Below are 18,955 nucleotides of genomic sequence, written 5' to 3'. Positions count from 1 at the left end.
ACGATGCATACCGGAGTGTCGATGACGCCCAGCTTTCCGCTTTCCGACCTCGTCGTCGGGATCACGCCGTTCCACGAGCCGGACGCCGGCCTCGCCGAGGCCCTGTGCCGGGCGGGAGCGCTGGGCGTGCTCGATCTCGGGACCGGGGGTCGTCGGGCCCGCGAGGAGTTCGACCGGCTCCGTGAGCGTGTCCCCGGGCGGTTCGGCGTCAGACTGGCCCCGGGCTGCGGCCTTTCGGTCGGTGAGCTGCGCAGACCTGACGGCAGCGGCCCGCACACCCTGGTGCTGGCCGTCGGCGCACTGGAGGCCGGTGACGGCCCCGGCCAGGACCGGGGCGGGTTCACCGGCCTCCGCCTGCTGGTCGAGGTGACCGATCTGCGGCAGGCGCTGAACGCCGTCCGCCGTGGTGCGGACGGCCTGATCGCGCGCGGTAGCGAGAGCGGCGGACCGGTCGGCGAGCTGAGTACCTTCGTCCTGCTGCAGCAGCTCCTGGGCGCACCCGGGATCACCGTGCCGGTGTGGGCGGCCGGTGGCATCGGCCTGCGCACCGCGGCGGCGGCGGTGGCCGGTGGTGCCGCGGGCGTGGTGCTGGACACCCAGCTGGCCTTGTTGGCCGAGTCCGGCGCGTCCGAGCAGGCCGCGGCCGTACTGCGTTCGGCGGACGGCTCCGAGACCGTGCTCGTCGACGGGTGGCGGGTGTTGCGGTGGGGTGGGCCCGGCGGTGGGAGAACCGAACTGACGGCAGGTCAGGATGCCTTTCTGGCCGCCAGGTTCGCCGACCGCTGGGAGACGGTCGCGCGGAGCGTCCACGCCGTGCGCGAGGCGGTGCGCGGCGTGGCGGCCGGCGCCGGCGCCGCACTGCTCGGCACCGGCTCGCCGCTCAGTGGCGCGTTCGGCACCGCGCTCCCGGTCGCGCAGGGCCCGATGACCCGGGTCAGCGACCAGCCGGGTTTCGCCGCCGCGGTGGCCGGGGCCGGCGCGCTGCCGTTCGTCGCCCTGGCCCTGGCGGACGGGCCGCAGTCCCGCGAGCTGCTCTCCCGTACCGCCGCCGAGCTGGGCGAACTCCCCTGGGGAGTCGGAGTGTTGGGCTTCGCCCCGGAGAAGGTGCGGGCCGCGCAGCTGGCCGAGGTCCTGGCCGCGCGGCCGAGCCACGCGGTGATCGCGGGCGGACGGCCCGCACAGGCGCGAGCCCTGGAGGAGGCCGGGATCCGGACCTTCCTGCACGTGCCCTCGCCCGGGCTGCTGCGGCAGTTCCTGGCGGACGGTGCGCGCCGGTTCGTCTTCGAGGGCTCGGAGTGCGGCGGTCACGTCGGGCCGCTGCACAGCTTCCCGCTCTGGGAGGCCCAGTTGGCGGTCCTCGAGGACTTCCTCGACGCGACCCCCGGCCGTACCGGTGAGCCGGCGATCGAGGTGCTGTTCGCGGGCGGCGTGCACGACGAGCGCTCGGCCGCGATGGTGGCGGCCCTGGCCGCACCGGTCGCGGAGCGCGGCGTCCTGACGGGCGTGCTGATGGGCACGGCGTACCTCTTCACCGAGGAGGCGGTGGCGCTGGGCGCGGTGCGGCCGCAGTTCCAGCGCCAGGTGATCGCGGCCCGCGGCACGGAGCTGCTGCTGTCCGCCCCCGGGCACGCGACCCGCTGCGTGCCCAGCCCGTTCACCGCGGAGTTCCGCCAGGCCCGGGAGCGGATGCGGGAGCAGGGCGTTCCGGACCGCGAAGCCTGGGAGAAGCTGGAGCAGTTGAACGTCGGCCGGCTGCGCGTCGCCAGCAAGGGGCTGGAGCGCGTGGCGGGCGGGCTGGCGCCGGTCGACGAGCAGGGGCAGCTGCGGCGGGGCATGTTCATGGCCGGACAGGTCGCGGTGCTGCGCGCGGCCACCACGACGCTGGCCGAACTGCACGGCGCGGTGACGGCGGGCGCGGCCGGCTTCCTCACCGTGCGGGCCGCCGAACTGGCCGGCCGGCTCGGCGGGGAGGGCGCCCCGGCCGGGCGGCCGAAACCGCTGGAGATCGCGGTGGTCGGCATGGCGGGCATGTTCCCGCAGGCCCCCGACCTGCCCGCGTTCTGGGCCAACGTGCTGGCCGGTGTGGACGCGGTCACCGAGGTGGCGCCGGAACGCTGGGACCCTGCCGTGTACTACGAGGCCGACGGCGGTCCGGGCTGTACACCGTCCAAGTGGGGCGGCTTCCTGCCCCGGATCCCCTTCGACCCGCTGAGATACGGCCTCCCGCCGTCCGCGCTCGGCAGCATCGAGCCGGTGCAGCTGCTGGCACTGGAGGCGGCCCGGCGCGCACTGGTGGACGCCGGCTACGACAGCGGCGCGGGCGACGCCGGCCGCGGCTTCGACCGCTCGCGCGCCGGTGTGGTGTTCGGCGCCGAGGCCGGCAGCGACCTGTCCAACGCGGGCGTGCTCGGCTCGGTGCTGCCGTCCTACCTGGGCCGGGTGCCCGAGGCCCTCGCGGAGCAGTTGCCGGGGCTCACCGAGGACTCCTTCCCGGGCATGCTGGCCAACGTCATCTCCGGGCGGATCGCGAACCGGCTGGACCTGGGGGGCGCCAACTTCACCGTGGACGCCGCGTGCGCGTCCTCGCTCGCCGCGCTCGACGTGGCCTGCAAGGAACTCACGGCGGGGACGGCGGACCTGATGGTGTGCGGGGGAGCGGACCTGCACAACGGGATCAACGACTTCCTGCTCTTCGCCTCGGTGCACGCGCTCTCCCCGACCGGGCGGTCGCGGCCGTTCGACGCGGCGGCGGACGGCATCGCGCTCGGCGAGGGGGTGGCCTGCCTGGTGCTGAAACGCCTGGCGGACGCCGAACGGGACGGCGACCGGGTGTACGCGGTGGTGCGGGGCATCGGCAGCGCGAGCGACGGCCGCTCGCTGGGCCTGACCGCCCCACGGCCCGAGGGTCAGCGCGCGGCCCTGGAGCGGGCCTACCACGGCGCCGGCCTCGCGCCGTCGGAGGTCGGCCTGGTGGAGGCGCACGGCACCGGGACGGTGGTCGGCGACCGGACCGAGCTGACCACGCTGACCGAGGTCTTCACCGAGGCCGGCGCGGCGCCCGGCAGCTGCGCGCTCGGGTCGGTGAAGTCGCAGATCGGGCACACCAAGTGTGCCGCGGGGCTGGCCGGTCTGATCAAGGCGTCGCTGGCGCTGCACACCGGAGTCCTGCCGCCGACGCTGCACGTGGACCGGCCGAACCCGGCCTGGCAGGCCGGCCGGAGCCCGTTCGTGTTCGGTGCCGAGCCCCGGCCGTGGGCCACGGCGCCGGCCGGACGCGTCGCCGGCGTGAGCGCGTTCGGCTTCGGCGGCACCAACTTCCATGCGGTCCTGCAGGGTTACGACGGGCCCGCGCCCGTGCACGGTCTGCAGGGGTGGCCGGCCGAGCTGTTCCTGTTCCGCGGGGCGGACCGGGAGCGGGCGCTGCGCGGAGTCCGCGCGATCCTGCGGCTGGCCGAGGCCCCCGGTGCACCGTGGCGGCTGCGCGACCTGGCGATGGCCGCCGCCCGGCGGGCCGCGGGCGGGCACGGACGGGTGCAGGTCGCGGTGGTGGCCGCGGACGTCGCGGAGCTGGTCGGGTTGCTGATCCGGGCGCTGGACGGGGAGCACGCACCGCAGCACGGACTCCATCAGGCGGACCCGGCCCTGGACGCGGCCCCGGACCCGACTCCGGCCGCGACCCCGGACGCGGCGTCGGACCCCGCTCCGGGCGGTGGGCCGGTGGGCGAGGTGGCGTTCCTCTTCCCGGGTCAGGGCAGTCAGCGGCCGGGCATGTTCGCCGAGCTGTTCACGGCGTTCCCGGCACTCCAGCGGCACCTGCGGCTGGGCCGGGAGCACGCCGGCCTGCTGCACCCGCCCGCCGCCTTCACGGCCGAGGCCCGTGAGCGACAGCGGGCCGAGCTGACCGACACCCGGGTGGCGCAGCCGGTGCTGGGCATGACCGGCCTCGCCGCCTACGAGGCGCTCGCGCTCGCCGGGGTGCATCCGCAGCTGGCGGCCGGGCACAGCTACGGCGAACTGGTGGCGCTCTGCGCGGCGGGCGCGCTGGCGGCCGAGGACCTGCCGGAGCTCAGCGCCGAGCGGGCGCGGTCGATCCTGGGGGCGGTCGGGGTGGCCGCCGCGCCCGGGGCCGCCGCCGACGCGGGGACGGACCCGGGAACGATGGCGGCCGTCGCGGCCGGAGCCGCCGACGTCGAGCGGGTCCTGCGGGAGGCCGGAACGGCCGGCCGGGTGGTGGTGGCGAACCACAACGGGCCGCGGCAGACGGTGGTGTCCGGGCCGACCGCGGAGATCGAGGAGGCCGCCGGCCTGCTGCGTGCTGCCGGGTTCGGGGTGAAGCGGCTGCCGGTGGCGTGCGCCTTCCACAGCCCGCTGGTGGCGGGCGCGGGCGAGCGCTTCACGGCCGCGCTGGCCGACCGGACGGTGCGGGCGCCGGAGTTCCCCGTCTGGTCGAACCGCACGGCGGCCGCCTACCCGGCGGAGCCCGCCGCGATCCGGGCCGAACTCGCGGCACAGATCGGCGCGCCGGTGCGCTTCGCGGCACAGATCGAGGCGATGTACGAGGCGGGCGCCCGGGTCTTCGTCGAGGCCGGGCCGGGGACGGTGCTGACCAGGCTGGTCTCCGAGGTGCTCGGCGACCGGCCCCACCGGGCCGTCCCGCTGGAACGGCGGCGCACCGGTCTGCCGGGCTACCTCGACGCCCTGGCCGAGCTGGCCGTCGCCGGTGTGCCCGTGCACACCGACCGGCTGTTCCGCGGACGCGACGCGGTGGACGCCGGCCGTGCCGAGGCGCCGCGCCGGCCGGGCTGGACGGTCGACGGCCAACTGGTCCGCACGGCCGCAGGAGAGACACCGCCCGGTGCACTGGCACCGGCCCGACTCGTACCGGAGGCATGGGTGACCACGCACGAACCACGGCGCGACGACCCGCAGACGCTGATCGCGGACTTCCTGAGCAGCAGCCGGGAGCTGATCGCGGCACAACGGGACGTGCTGCTCACGTACTTCGGAGCGGCGGGCGCGGCCCAGGCGCCGGAACTCCCGGCACCGGTGGCGCAGGCCGCGGCACTGCAGGCGCCGGCGCTCCCGGCCCCGGCCGCGTGGCCGCCGTCGGTGCAGGGAACGACGGTTCGGCCGACGGTCCCGCAGCCGTCCGTGACGGAGCCGCCGGTGCCCGCCCCCGCCGGTGCGCCCGCCCCCGGACGGCTGCCGGTGGACCCGCCGGCCGTCGGCGCCGCTGCCGTGCCGACGGCGGCGGAGCTGCTGGCCATGGTGATCGAGGTGATCGGCGAACGCACCGGCTACCCGGCCGACATGATCGAGCCTGATCTCGACCTCGAAGCCGACCTCAGCATCGACTCCATCAAGCGCACCGAGATCATCGGCAGACTGGTCCGCCGCCTGGCCGGCCCGTCCGGTGTTGGCCCGTCCGGTGCCGGCCGTCCCGACGACCGGATGGCACTGGGCGACGAGGAGGTCGAGCACCTCGCCCGGGCCCGGACGGCGGCGGCCGTCGCCGACTGGCTTGCCGAGCGTCTCGGGGAGGCGGAGGCGCCGGCCGGTGCCCCGGGCCGCGACGCCGCGGGGGAGGCCGAGCCCGCTGCGCCGGCCGACGGACGGACGGGCGGCGAGGTGCCCGAGCCCGTCGCCGCCGGCTCGCAGGCGGCCGGCGAGCCGTACCCCGCCCGCCGCGACGCGGTGACCGCTGCCACCGGTGCCGGCGGCCCGGACGTCAGGCCGGTGCCCGACGGCCACGAGCCGCTGCGGCTCCGCGTCGAGCCGGTCCCGCTCCCGGAGCCCGCCGAGCCCGGCCGCACCCTCGCGGGCCGGCGCTTCCACCTCCTCGGCGACGACACGCACGGCATCGCCGCCGCCCTCACCGCCCGCCTGAACGCCCTCGGCGCCGAAGTGGCCTCCCACGACGCGGCGTACGAACTGTCCACCGCGGACGGCCCCGTGGACGGGGTCGTGCTGCTCGACCCGCTCTCGCCCGAGGGCGCCCCCGTGCTGCCCGCGGCCGTCCCCGCCCTGCAGGCCGCGCTGGCCCGGGCACCGCGCTGGCTGCTCGCCGCCCGGGCGGCCGACGGCCCGGCGACGGGTCCCGCCGCGACGGGCCACCCCGCGACACCCGCGGGGACGACACCCGCGGGGACCGCGCGTGCCGAGGGCCTGCGTGGTCTGTTCCGCACGCTGGCCGCCGAGTACCCGCACCTCTCCGCCCGCCTGGTCGAGCTCGACCGGACCGACGACCCGGTCCTGGCCGCCGAGCTGCTCGCCGCGGAGCTCCGGGCCGCCGATCGCGAGCCGGTGGTGCTGCGCACCTCCGCGGGGCGGCGCGGCCTCACCCTGCGCGAGTCGGGTCTCGGCGTGCTCGGCAGCACCGGCGCCGGCCCGGCCGGTGACGGTGTGGCGGAGGCCGAGGCACTGGGCCTGGACCGCGACGCCGTCGTCCTGCTGGTCGGCGGCGCCCGGGGGATCACGGCGCGGTTCGCCGCCACCCTGGCGGCCGCGAGCCGGTGCCGACTGGAGCTGCTCGGCCGCACCGCACCGCCGGAGGGCCCGGAGGACCCGGTCACCGCGGCGGCCGGCGACCGCGCCGCCCTGCGCGCGGTGCTCGCCCGCGGTGGCATGCCGCTTCCGGAGGTGGACGCCGCGGCGTCCGGGCTGCTCGCCGGCCGGGAGGTCGCGGCCACCCTCGCGGAGCTGGACGCGTTCGGCGCCCGCGCCGCGTACCGGACGGTGGACGTGGCCGACGCGGCGGCGCTGCGCCAGGCCGTCAAGGAGGTCCACGCCGAACACGGCCGCCTCGACGGAGTGGTGTACGCCGCGGGCGTGATCGAGGACAAGGTGTTCGCCGAGAAGAGCCCCGCCTCGTTCGGGCGGGTCTTCACCACCAAGGCCGAGGGTGCCCGCGCCCTGCTGGAGGCGCTGGCCGAACTGCCGGCCGGCCCGCGGTTCACCGTGCTCTTCGGCAGCATCGCGGCGGTGCTCGGCAACCGCGGGCAGGCCGACTACGCGGCGGCCAACGACGCGCTGGAGGGCCTGGGCGCACGCTGGGCCCAGCAGACCAGCCACCGCGCGCTCACCGTGCACTGGGGGCCGTGGGCGCCGTCCGGCCGGCACGGCGGCATGGTGTCCCCGGAGCTCGCGCACAGCTACGCCGACCGTGGGGTGAAGCTGATCGCGCCGGACGCCGGCTCGCTCGCCCTGCTGCGCGAGCTCGCCTGGGGCGAGCCCGGCCTGCGCTCGGTCGTCTACACGGCCTCGGGCTGGTGACGCGGTGACGGACCGTCAGCCACCCGCGGTGGCCGTGGTCGGCATGGCCGTCCTCCTGCCCGGCGCACCGGACCTCGCCACCTACTGGCGGAACCTGGTGGACGGGGTGGACGCGATCACCGACGTCCCGGCCGGGCGCTGGGACGCCGAGTACTACGACCCCCGGGCGGCCGCGGACCCGGGCCATGCGGGCGCGGGCGCACCGGACAAGGTGTACTGCCGGCGCGGCGGCTTCGTGGACGAGCTGGCCGAGGTGCAGCCGACCCGCTTCGGACTGGTGCCGAACTCCGTCGCCGGCACCGAGCCGGACCAGCTCATCGCGCTCCAGGTCGCCGCCGCGGCCGTCGAGGACGCCGGTGGCCCGGACCGGCTGCCGGACCGCGACCGGGTCGGCGTGGTGCTGGGGCGCGGCGGCTACCTGACGCCCGGGATCGCCCGCCTCGACCAGCGGGTGCGCGGCTCGCACCAGCTGGTCCGCACGCTCCGCGAGCTGCTGCCGGAACTGACCGACGGCCAGCTCGACCGGGTCAGGACGGCGTTCACCGAGCGGCTGGGCCCGGACCGGCCGGAGGCGGCGATCGGCCTGGTGCCGAACCTGGCCGCCTCCCGGGTCGCCAACCGGCTCGACCTGCGCGGGCCCGCGTACACGGTGGACGCCGCGTGCGCCTCGTCCCTGATCGCGGTGGACCAGGCGGTCGGCGAGCTGGTGAACGGCCGGTGCGACGTGGTGCTGGCCGGCGGCGTGCACCACTGTCACGACGTGACGCTGTGGAGCGTCTTCACCCAGCTGAAGGCGTTGTCCCCCAGCCAGCGGATCCGTCCGTTCCACCGGGGCGCCGACGGCATCCTGATCGGCGAGGGCACCGGCGTGGTCGTCCTGAAACGCCTTGCCGACGCCGACCGGGACGGCGACCGGGTGTACGCGGTGATCCGTGGCACGGGGGTCGCCGGCGACGGGCGCTCCTCCGCCCTGGCCAACCCCGACCCGGGCGGTCAGGGCCGGGCGGTTCGGGCGGCCTGGCGCTCCGCCGGGCTGGACCCGGCCACGCCCGGCGCGGTGGGACTGCTGGAGGCGCACGGCACCGCGACTCCGGCCGGCGACCTGGCCGAACTCCGGACGCTGGCAGAGGTGTTCGGGCCCCATACGGCCCGGGAGCCGCGCGCCGTCCTCGGCTCGGTCAAGTCGATGATCGGCCACACCATGCCGGCCGCCGGGATCGCCGGCCTGGTCAAGGCGGCCCTGGCGGTCCACCACGGGGTGCTGCTGCCCACCCTGCACTGCGAGGACCCGCACCCGGCCCTGGCGGCCACGCGCTTCGCCACCATCGGCACGGCGCGTCCCTGGGAGGGCACCGACGGTCCGCGCCGTGCGGCGGTGAACGCCTTCGGCTTCGGGGGCATCAATGCGCACGTCGTACTGGAACAGGCCCCCGGCGCCGGTGCCGTCCCGCCGCCGGCGACAGGCATCGCGCGGACGGCCCGGCCCGCACCGGGCACCGCCTCCACGAAGGTCGTGGAGCCCGAGCGGGTCCTGCGCCTGGCGGCCGACACACCCGAGCAACTCGCGGCGCTCATCGGCGACGACGCCACCGGCCCGGCGGCCGCCGGCCTGCCCGAGCCCGGTCCGTCGGCACCGTCCTGCCGCCTGGCCGTCGTCGGTCCGACGCCGAAGAGCCTGGCCCTGGCCCGCCGCGCGGTCGCCCGCGGCCGGGCCTGGCGCGGGCGCGGTGACGTCTGGTACGCGCCGCGGCCCCTGCTCGGACCGGGCGGGGGGCGGCTCGCGTTCCTCTTCCCGGGCCTGGAGGGCGAGTTCGCGCCGCGGGTGGACGATGTCGCCGACCACTTCGGGCTGCCCCGGCCGGCCGTGGGCGATGCCGCCCGGGTCGGCGACATCGGCCGGCACGGCGCGGGCGTGGTCACGGTCGGCCGCCTGCTCGACCGCGCCCTGGGCCGGATCGGCCTGCGGCCCGACGCGGTCGCCGGGCACAGCGTCGGCGAGTGGACCGCGATGATCACCGCCGGCCTGTACTCCGGCGCCTCGGTGGACGCGTTCCTGGAGTCCTTCGACCCGGACGCGCTGCACGTGCCCGGCCTGGCCTTCGCCGCGCTCGGCGCCCCGGCGGACCACGTCCTCGATGCCCTGGCGACGCTGCCCGGCATGGCCGAGGTCGTCCTGTCCCACGACAACGCACCGCAGCAGGCGATCGTCTGCGGCCCGCAGCAGCCGGTCACCGAACTGGTGCGGTGGTTCCGGGCGCGCGGGGTGCTCGGGCAGGTCCTGCCGTTCCGGTCCGGCTTCCACACGCCGATGCTCGAACCGTATCTGGCACCGATCCGGGCCGCGGCCGAGCGGTTCGACCTGCACCGGCCGACCGTACCGGTGTGGTCGGGGACGACGGCCGCGCCGTTCCCGACGGCGGAGGCCGAGGTGCGGGAGCTGTTCCTGCGACACCTGCTGGAGCCGGTACGGTTCCGGCCGCTGGTCGAGGCACTGTACGCGGCCGGCTTCCGGGCGTTCGTCCAGGTCGGCACCGGACAGCTGGGCTCGCTGGTCGGCGACATCCTCCAGGACCGGGAGCACCTGGCGGTCGCGGCCAACTCGGCCCAGCGCGACGGCCTGGCGCAGCTGCGCCGAGTGGCGGCGGCGATGTGGGTGGACGGCGCCGAACCGGACGCGGCCGCCCTGCTGCCCGCCCGGACGCGGAGCCGGGCCACGGCGCGGGAGCACCCGGCGGTGCCCCTGGACCTCGGCAGCGCCCTGGTCTCGCTGGACCGCGCCACGCTCGACGGACTGCGTGCCGAGCTGACGCCGGCGGCCCGGCCCGCGGAGACGCTCGGCGACCTCGGCCGGCGCTTTCCGCCGGCCGCCGGCCTGGACGCGCTCCTGCGCGAGACCGAGCGCACCGCGGTCGAGCTGTTCGGCGCGGCCGCCCGGATGCCGCACACGCCCCCGCCGGCGCGCCCGTCCGCCATGGCCCGCACCACCACGCTGCACCCCACTGCCCCGCGCCTCACCGCCCCGGACCCCGTCACCCCGAACTCCGTCACCCCGGCCCTCGTCACCCAGCCGGCGGCCGCACCGAACCCCGCACCGGGCCCCGCACCGAGCCCCCGGCGGCACGTCCTCCCGCTGCACGTCTCGCTCGACGCCATGCCCTACCTGTCCGACCACTGCTTCTTCCGGCAACGCCAGGGCTGGCCCGATCCGACGGACCGCTGGCCGGTCGTCCCGGCCACCACGATCGTCCACCACCTCCAGGAGGCGGCCGAGCGGATCGCACCGGGCCGGATCGCCACCGGCGGGCGCGACCTGCGCTTCGGCCAGTGGGTACCGGCCGCCGAACCGCTCGACCTGGCCATCACCCTCCAGGAGACCGAACCGGGCCTGTACAGCGCCGAGTTCGGCCACTTCGCCCAGGGCGCCGTCGAGGTGGCGGACCGCTACGCACCGCCGCCCGCGCCGTGGCCGGTCCCGGTGGCCGAGGAGCAGGTGCCCGAGCTGACCGCGGCCGGCCTCTACCAGGAACGGTGGATGTTCCACGGCCCCGCGTTCCAGGGCCTGACCGAGCTGACCGCGATCGGCGCGTCGCACATCCGCGGCGTGATCACCGCCCCCGCCGCGCCGGGTGCGCTGCTGGACAACGTCGGCCAACTGCTCGGCTACTGGATCATGGCCACCCGCACCGAGCGCACCGTGGTGTTCCCGGTCGGCATCCGGCGGCTGCGCACCCACGGCCCGGCGCCGCGCGCCGGCACCGAACTGCACTGCCACATCCGGATCACCGCCCTCACCGACCAGGTGCTCGAGGCCGACGTCCAGCTGCGCCCCGCCGGTGGCCCGGTCTGGGCGGAACTGCACGGCTGGCAGGACCGCCGCTTCGACAGTCACCCCGAAACCCGCCCCGTCGAACGCTTCGTCGACCGCAACACGCTGTCCCGGCCGCAGCCGGCCGGCTGGGTCCTGCTGTACGAACGCTGGCCGGACCTCGCCTCGCGCGACCTGATCATGCGCAACCACCTCGGCGCCGCCGAACGGGACCAGTACGCCCGGCAGCCGCCGCGCGGCCGCCGGGCCTGGCTGCTCGGCCGGATCGCGGTCAAGGACGCGGTGCGGCGCCGGCTGTGGGAGCACGGTGAGGGCCCGGTCTTCCCTGCCGAGATCGAGGTCAGCAACGACGCGGCCGGCCGGCCGGTGGTGGCGGGCGTCCACGGCCGGACGCTGCCGGAGCTCGACGTCTCGCTCGCGCACTGCGCCGAGGCCGCGGTCGCCCTGGTCCGCCCGGCCCGCGACGGCGTCGGCATCGACATCGAGGAGGTCGTCGACCGCCCGGGCGAGACGCTCCAAGTCGCCCTCGGCCGGGCCGAGTCGGAGCTCCTGGCCGCCTGCCGGGCCCGCGGCGGCCAGAGCGACGGCGACGGTACCGGCCCCGGCAACGGCCCCGGCAACGGCCGCAGCGCCGGCCAGAGTGACGAACACGGCAACGGACACACCAACGGCCACAGTGACGGACACAGCAACGGACACGGCACAGACCACGGCGACGCCGGCAGCGGTCGTGCCGACGAGGCCGGCGACGGGGCACTCTGGTTCACCCGGTTCTGGGCGGCCAAGGAGGCCGTCGCCAAAGCCGAGGGCACCGGACTGCGCGGCCGTCCACGGGACTTCACGGTGGTGGCGGCCGAACCGTCCACCCTGCTGGTCGAGACCGCCGGACCCGCCGGGCCCCGCCGCCACCGCGTGCACTGCACCACCGTCACCAGCCCGCCCGGCCTGCCCGGGCGGCGCTACGTGGTGGCCTGGACCGCCGGGCCGGACGACGGACCCCGGCCCGGGCCCCACGAGCAGACCGGACACACCGACCACGACCCCGAAGGGACAACAGCCCCGTGACTGTCAGCGAGCAGACCGTGGACCACACCCCGCCGACCGCCCAGCAGGTCCTCGGCGAGATCACCGCCATGCTGGCCGCGCTGCTCGACGAGTACGGCCTCGACGAGGCCGAGGTCACCATGGACACCCGGTTCACCGCGGACCTCGAACTGGAGAGCATCGACCTGGTGACCCTCGCCGGGCAGCTCCAGGCCCGCTGGGGCGACCGCATCAACTTCGCCGAGTTCGTCTCCGGCATGGAGCTGGACGAGATCATCGAGCTGACCGTGGGCCGGCTGGTCGCGTACGTGGTGGAACGCCTGAGCCCGGCCGAGCGGGGCTGACCGTGCCCTTCCTCGACCTCGAAGGGCTGCGCTGCCACGTGCAGCGGCTCGCCCCGTCCGACGGCCGCCCGCCCGCCGCCACCGCCGTCCTGGTGCACGGCCTGCTGACCGACAGCATGGCCAGCCACTACTTCACCATCGCCCCGACACTCGCCGCGGCCGGGCTGGACGTGCTGATGTACGACCAGCGCGGCCACGGCCGCTCCGGCCGGCCGCCCACCGGCTACCGGCTGGAGAGCTTCGTGGACGACCTCGCGCTGCTGCTCGACCGGTCGGCCGTCACCCGCCCGGTGCACCTGCTCGGCAACTCCTTCGGCGGCACCGTGGCCTTCGGCCTGGCCGTCCGCAGACCCGCGGCGGTGGCGAGCATCCTGGCCATCGAGTCCGAACCGGCCTCCCGGGCCTGGTCCGTGAAGCTGGACGGCATCCTGCGCCGGGCCGGGACCGAACTGCTCGACGAGGCCACCCTGGCCTGGGTCGCCGACCGGCGCGGACCGCACACCGCCAGGCTGGCCCGCTCGGCCGGCCGGCTGCTCGCCGCGACCTCGCTCGCCCGGGACATCCCGGCGAGCCGGCTGCCGGGCGAGGCGGAGCTGCGCACGATCCGCTGCCCGGTCCTGGCCGTCTACGGGACCGAATCGGATCTGGCCGAGCAGGCGGCCTGGCTGGACGACCTGCTGCCGGACTGCCGCAGCACCTTCGTGCCCGGGCACGATCACTCGGTGCTGGTGGAGAACCCCGTCGTGGTGGGCGAGCTGGCGCTGGACTGGCTGCGCGAGCAGGGCGTGGAACTGCGCGGCGAGCCGGCCGCCGTACCCGCCGGAGCACGCGGCGACGACCACACCGTGCTCGCGCCGGGACGGACCCGCCCGTGAGCCGCTTCCTCTTCGTCGTCCCGCCCCTCGTCGGCCACGTGAACCCGGCCGTCGGGGTCGCCGCCGAACTGGCGCGGCGCGGGCACACCGTGGCATGGGCCGGAGTACCCGGCCTGATCACGCACCTGGCCGGACCGGACAGCGAGATCCACCCGTGCGCCACCCCGCCCCGGACCCCGGAGCGGCCACCCGACCTGCGCGGGCCGGGCGCGCTGAAGTTCCTCTGGCAGGACTTCCTGATCCCGCTCGCCGAGGCGATGGCACCGGGCGTCGCCCTGGCGTGCCAGCGATTCCGCCCCGACGTCGTCGTCGCCGACCAGCAGGCCCTCGCCGGCGCCCTCGTCGCCGAACGGCTCGGCCTGCCCTGGGCCACCTCCGCGACCACCTCCGCCGAGCTGACCGGCGCGCTCGACGACCTGCCCCTGGTCGCTGCCTGGGTCCGCGACCTGCTCACCGGCCTGCGCGGACGGATCGGCGCCCCGCCAACGGCGACCGACCCGCGGTTCTCCCCGTACCTGGTGCTCGCCTTCACCACCCCGGACCTGACCGGGCCCGTGACCGCCGGCAGCGGCCCGGTCCACTTCGTCGGCCCCTCGATCGCACCCCGGCCGACGACCCCGGCCTTCCCGTGGCAGTGGCTGGACCGGGACCGCGCCACCGTGCTCGTCACCCTCGGCACGGCCAACGCCGACACCGGCGCCGCCTTCCTCACGGTCTGCCGGCAGGCGCTCCGGGCCCGTGCCGCCGGCCTGCAGGCCGTGATCGTCGACCCGGCCGGCGTGCTCGCGGACCAGCCGCCCGACCCCGACCTGCTGTCCCTGCCCGCCGTACCGCAGCTGGACCTGCTCCCGCACACCGCCGCGGTGGTCTGCCACGCCGGCCACAACACCGTCTGCGAGGCCCTCTGGCACGGCGTCCCCCTCGTGGTGGCCCCGATCCGCGACGACCAGCCGGTGATCGCCCACCAGGTCGCCGAGGCCGGCGCCGGCGTGCGGATCAGGTTCGGCCGCACCGACCCGACCCGGCTCGGCCAGGCCGTCGACACCGTGCTCGGCGACCCCGCCCACCGGGCCGCCGCCCGCCGGATCGGCGACTCCTTCCGCGCCGCGGGCGGCGCCGCCGCAGCCGCCGTACGGCTCGAAGCACTGACCACCGCCCGCCACCTGCCGGACACCGGCACGCCGGCCGTCGCCCCGCCCGGCCCCGCCCGGTTCACCGCGCCGACAGCCGAACGGAAGGAGCCCCGATGACCACGCAACCGGCAGCCCGCTCCCGGCAGGCCGCCGTCGCCGGCCTGCGCCCCGCCTACCAGAGCGAACTCGCCGACGGTACCGACCGGTTCTTCGAACCGCGCCGCACCGACTGCCCCTGGTGCGGCTCCCGCCTCCTCCGGCTGCGGCTGCGCACCCGCGACCTCCTGCAGTACAAGCCCGGCACCTTCGTCCTCGACGAGTGCGAGGCCTGCGGCCACGTCTTCCAGAACCCCCGGCTGACCGAGGCGGGCCTCGCCTTCTACTACCGCGACTTCTACGACGGCCTCGGCGAACAACGGCTCGGCGCCACCCTCGGCACCCGCAGGAGTACGTACCGCGGCCGCGCCCGGTCGGTTCTGCCGTTCACCGCCGCACCCGGGCGCTGGCTGGACGTCGGCACCGGCCACGGCCACTTCTGCGAGACCGCACGCGAGGTCTTACCCGCCACGGTCTTCGACGGCCTCGACCTCAGCGAGGGCGTCGAACTCGCCGAACGCCACGGCCGCGTCACCCGCGGCCTGCGCGGAACCTTCCCCGGACAGGCCGGCCGGATGCCCGGACAGTACGACGTGGTGAGCATGTTCCACTACCTCGAGCACAGCACCGAACTGCACCGGGAACTCGCCGCGGCCCGGCAGGTGCTGCGCCCGGGCGGACTGCTGCTGATCGAGGTCCCCGACCCGCAGAGCCGCTACGCCCGGCTGCTCGGCCGCTGGTGGCTGCCCTGGCTCCAGCCGCAGCACCTCAACCTGGCCCCGGCGGCCAACCTGCGTCACCGCCTCGACGAACTCGGCTTCACCGTGCTGCTCGAACAGCACACCGAGCCGCACGACCCCGTCGACCTGCTGGCCGCCTGCTGGCTCCTGCTCGATGCGCTCGCCCCGCGCGAGGACGCGCCGTGGCGCGCAGGACGCCCCCCTGGCCGGCTACGGCGGGCGCTGCGCGCCGCAGTGTTCGTCGCGGGCGCGCCCGCCCTGCTCATCGCCGCTCTGGCGGACCGCCTCCTCGCCCGCGTCGCGGGTCCGGCGGGCCTCTCCAACGCCTACCGTCTGCTGGCCCGGAAGGACTTCGGCGGCGACCTTGAGCGCCGAGGTCAGTAACGTCGGCCGTCAAAGCCGTCACAGCTCGGGAGCCGCAGGGCTGAAGAGAGCTCACCGACTCTGACTGCCGGTCCGGCTGCCCGTGCCGGCCGCCACCGGGGTAAGCGGCCTGCAAGGGCTACCTCCCTCGTAGCCACCTCCTGCCCCGGGATCGTTCCTGCCAGTACGTGAGTGCCTGCTGGGTGGTCGCGAGGTCGGGATGGTCTGGGCGGAGGACACGCAGTTGCTCGTTCAGCAGGTCGGAGAGGAGGGTCACTGCGCCGCGAGGGTCGCCGGACTGGCCGCGCCAGCGGGCGAGGGCGGCGCGGGTGCGGAAGATTGCGGACCGGTCGGTGTTGGTGGCTACCGCGTACGGGTTGGACCACGTGTCCCGAGTGCCCTGGGCGATCTCGTGCGACTCCAGGCGGAGTTGGTCGTTGAGCAGGTCGGTCAGGACGGTCACGGCCCCTCGTGCGTCGCCCGACTCGCCCAGCCAGTGGCCGAAGCTGAAACGGGTGTCGAAGGTGCCCGAGTTCTCCGGCCCGCGCGTGCAGAACTGCTCGTTGACGAGCTGGCGGTACACGACCACTGCCCCGGCCGCGTCTCCCGCCTTCCCCTGCCACTCGGCGGCGTCGCGGCGCAGAGTGAAGTCGGGCGGGCCCGTCCGTCCGGCGACGGCCGCGATGTAGCCGTCATCGGCGAGCAGGTCGCGATAGACGCGTGCGACGCCCGGCAGGTCGCCGGCCTGTTCGAGCCAGTAGGCCAGGCGGTAGCGCAGCTCGGTGACCTCCTCGACCAGGCGGATCCGCTGGGCGGGGTACAGCTCGTACTCCGGGGCCAGCAGGGCCAGTTGATCGTCGATCATCCGACGGTACTCGGTGATCGCGGCAGCGAGGTCGCCGGATTCCGCCCGCAGCCGCGCGATCCGGCCGCGCAGCTTCGTCACGGACTCGTGCCGGGCTCCCAGCCGGTCGGCCGTCGTCGGCAGCAGCGCCACGAAGTAGTCCAGTGCGGCCTGTGGCCGGCCGTCGTCCGCCAGCGTGTCGCCCACCCGGAGTACGAGGTCGTGCAGCTCCTGACCGGTACTCCACCCGTACCGAAGCTCGGGCTCGCCGGAGCCCAGCATCATGGCCGGGGCATTGCGGGTCAGCGCCTCGACGTTGGAGCGCAGCACGTCCGAAGGAAAATCGAGGGCGCGCGAACGCAGGTGCGGAGCCCGATCCCTCGGGGGAACCAGGAAGAACGTCATCGAGTTCGCCTGGTCCGCCGACGCCCGGGATGCGACGAAGAGCAGGTTGGCGGCCACGTCGGCCAGCTCTGCGGCCCGGCTCGCGGGCACGCTCTCGCGGACGGCTCGCTGCACCATCGGGTGGACCCGCACCGACCGGTCCTGGTCCGCCGGGTCGTAGTCGAGCAGGCTCCACCGGTGCAGCAGCGCGAGCGTCTCGTCGGCGCGCTCGTCCGGCTCCGCGTCGTCTGCCGGGCGGTCGGTCCGCTGCCGGTCGAGGTACCTGACCGCAGCGATCAGCACGGCAGCCGGGATGCCGTCGGAAGCCAGCGGCGCCGCCAGTTCCAGCAGCATCCGCGCCGTCCCGGCCGGCGCCAGGGCGTCGGCGCGCTCCAGCGCGAGGTCCCAGGCGTATGGCAGCGGCAGGCTCTGCTCGTCCGGCAGTCCGCCCGGGTCCGGCACGAGGTCGGCCAGCCGCCGACCGTCGTCGCCGAGCAGGCGCAGGTAGTCGGCGCAACTCAGACCGGTGCTGCCCACGTAGGCGGCCGCCTGCGCGAGCGCGAGCGGCAGGTGTCCCAGCTCGCGGGCGAGCGCCTCCAGTTGCTCAGGCGGCTCGACCCGGCCGGACGCGGCGAGCACCGCCGTGAGGTAGCCGAAGGCCTCGGCGGAGCTGAACGACGGCACGGTGACCACCTGTCGGCCAAGCCCCTCGCGGGCCAGGTCCCGGCGCCAGGTGGTGACCAGGGTCCGCCCCAAGGGCTGGTCCGGCGGCCAGAGGCCGCGCAGGTCGTCGGGGTCGACCAGACCGTCCAGGACGATCAGCCGGCGAACCGTCTCGCCGGCCCCGCCCGGCCGGAGCCAGGCCAGGAACTCCCGCGCGCCCTGCTCCGGATCGGCCGGGTCACTACCGGTGATCTCGGCGATGGCCCGGGCGTAGGCGGTCAGGATCGCCGCGCGGCTGCCGGCGGCGACCCAGACCAGCAGGTCGAGTTGCCCGGCCTGCCAGGCAGTGCGGGCCTCGTTCGCGGCCAGCTGGGTCTTGCCGGCCCCGGCGGCGCCGACCAGTATCCGGCAGCGCGCAGGGGCGTCGGGAGTATCGAGAACGGCCCGGCGCTGGAAGCAGTGCGCGGTGTTCGGGACCGCCCCGACCTGGTGCGGCCAGGCGGCCGGGGCATGTCGGCCGGCGTAGTAGGCCACCTGGCCGGCGTGGCCGACGGCGAAGCTGTGGTTGCTCGCCTGTACCCCTGTGAGCGGCGGCGGTGGCGAGGTTTGTGACGGGCTTGGCGTGGCCGGTCCATTCAGCCCTGGAACGGATCCGGCACCTGAGGGTGGCCGATCTGCACGCCCCCATGGATCACACCGGCGGCGACCGAGCCTTCCTTGGCGCTGATGTGCACGTTTCCGCCGACCGCCATCCCGCCGTCCCCGGCCGACACCTGGGCCTGGGTCGCGCTCTCAGCCAGCAGCTCGCGCAGCGCCTCGCCGGCGCGCTCGCGCTCGTCCTCCGGCAGGTCCTCCAGGAACGCCTCGAACCGGGCCTGCCAGGAGGCCTCCTGGCGGATCCGGAGCCGCTCCAGCTGCCCGCCCTCAGCTGCCGCGAGCTCGGCGGCAGTGCGACCCAGCCGCTCCAGCTCGGCACTCTCACGCTGGGTGTTCCCCCGCCCGAACCAGGCGGCCACCCGGCCTCGGAACCCCTCCCATGCCTCGGTCCCCGCCGCGGTCATCACCGCCGTCCCACCGGACATGGCCAGCGCGGTCAGTGCCTCGGACAGCATGCGCAGTCCCCCCTGTCGACAACCGTGACCCCGACCGTACCGCGAGCCGGGTGCCGTGCCCAGGCGGATATTCACGCAGATACGCAGGCGAGCAAGGATAAGTGACCAGCCGTCAGCAATACCTGCCAAATCGTCGTCCTGAGGCGCCGAAGTCAGTAGGTGCTTGGAACGCCGCGACGCCGCTGTCCCGGACCGTGGGTGTTCGGTCGGGTGCAGCGGCGTTGTCGTGGGGGTGACGTCGGGTGGACGTCGGGGCGGC

At 75.9% G+C, this 18,955-nt stretch carries 8 protein-coding genes; 6 read left to right on the top strand and 2 right to left on the bottom strand.

Annotated features, from left to right (window positions below; all coding sequences use genetic code 11):
- Window positions 1-21: 21 nt before the first annotated feature.
- The 6 genes from ACZ5WK_RS37565 (at window position 22) to ACZ5WK_RS37540 (ending at window position 15,714) form a co-directional block, all read left to right on the top strand.
- A complete protein-coding gene (locus ACZ5WK_RS37565) occupies window positions 22-7,272 on the top strand; it encodes an SDR family NAD(P)-dependent oxidoreductase (RefSeq protein ID WP_465554610.1) in 7,251 nt (2,416 codons plus the stop codon).
- A 4-nt stretch (window positions 7,273-7,276) separates the two neighbouring features.
- On the top strand, window positions 7,277-12,163 hold the full coding sequence (locus ACZ5WK_RS37560) for a beta-ketoacyl synthase N-terminal-like domain-containing protein (protein WP_465554608.1): 4,887 nt from the start codon (window positions 7,277-7,279) through the stop codon (window positions 12,161-12,163).
- 68 nt (window positions 12,164-12,231) lie between these two features.
- A complete protein-coding gene (locus tag ACZ5WK_RS37555) occupies window positions 12,232-12,486 on the top strand; it encodes an acyl carrier protein (protein ID WP_396320564.1) in 255 nt (84 codons plus the stop codon).
- Between the two features lie 2 nt (window positions 12,487-12,488).
- The gene (locus ACZ5WK_RS37550; protein WP_465554606.1) at window positions 12,489-13,361 is read left to right on the top strand and encodes an alpha/beta fold hydrolase; all 873 of its coding nucleotides are present in this window, start codon (window positions 12,489-12,491) and stop codon (window positions 13,359-13,361) included.
- Entirely contained in the window at window positions 13,358-14,611 is a 1,254-nt protein-coding gene (locus ACZ5WK_RS37545; protein ID WP_465554604.1) for a glycosyltransferase, read from the top strand. Before ACZ5WK_RS37550 ends, ACZ5WK_RS37545 begins: the two co-directional genes overlap by 4 nt.
- Entirely contained in the window at window positions 14,608-15,714 is a 1,107-nt protein-coding gene (locus ACZ5WK_RS37540) for a class I SAM-dependent methyltransferase (RefSeq protein ID WP_465554602.1), read from the top strand. The genes ACZ5WK_RS37545 and ACZ5WK_RS37540 overlap by 4 nt, the downstream gene beginning before the upstream one ends.
- A gap of 118 nt (window positions 15,715-15,832) precedes the next feature.
- Here ACZ5WK_RS37540 and ACZ5WK_RS37535 read toward each other — a convergent pair whose 3' ends face one another.
- Entirely contained in the window at window positions 15,833-18,118 is a 2,286-nt protein-coding gene (locus ACZ5WK_RS37535; protein WP_465554600.1) for a tetratricopeptide repeat protein, read from the bottom strand.
- 101 nt (window positions 18,119-18,219) lie between these two features.
- Window positions 18,220-18,696, bottom strand: coding sequence for a hypothetical protein (locus tag ACZ5WK_RS37530; RefSeq protein WP_465554598.1), 477 nt, complete (start codon window positions 18,694-18,696; stop codon window positions 18,220-18,222).
- Window positions 18,697-18,955 lie beyond the last annotated feature (259 nt).

The organism is Kitasatospora sp. NPDC032757 (genome assembly GCF_055579305.1).
Note: the sequence above shows the minus strand (reverse complement) of the source record. Positions and strands in the feature narration are given on the sequence as shown.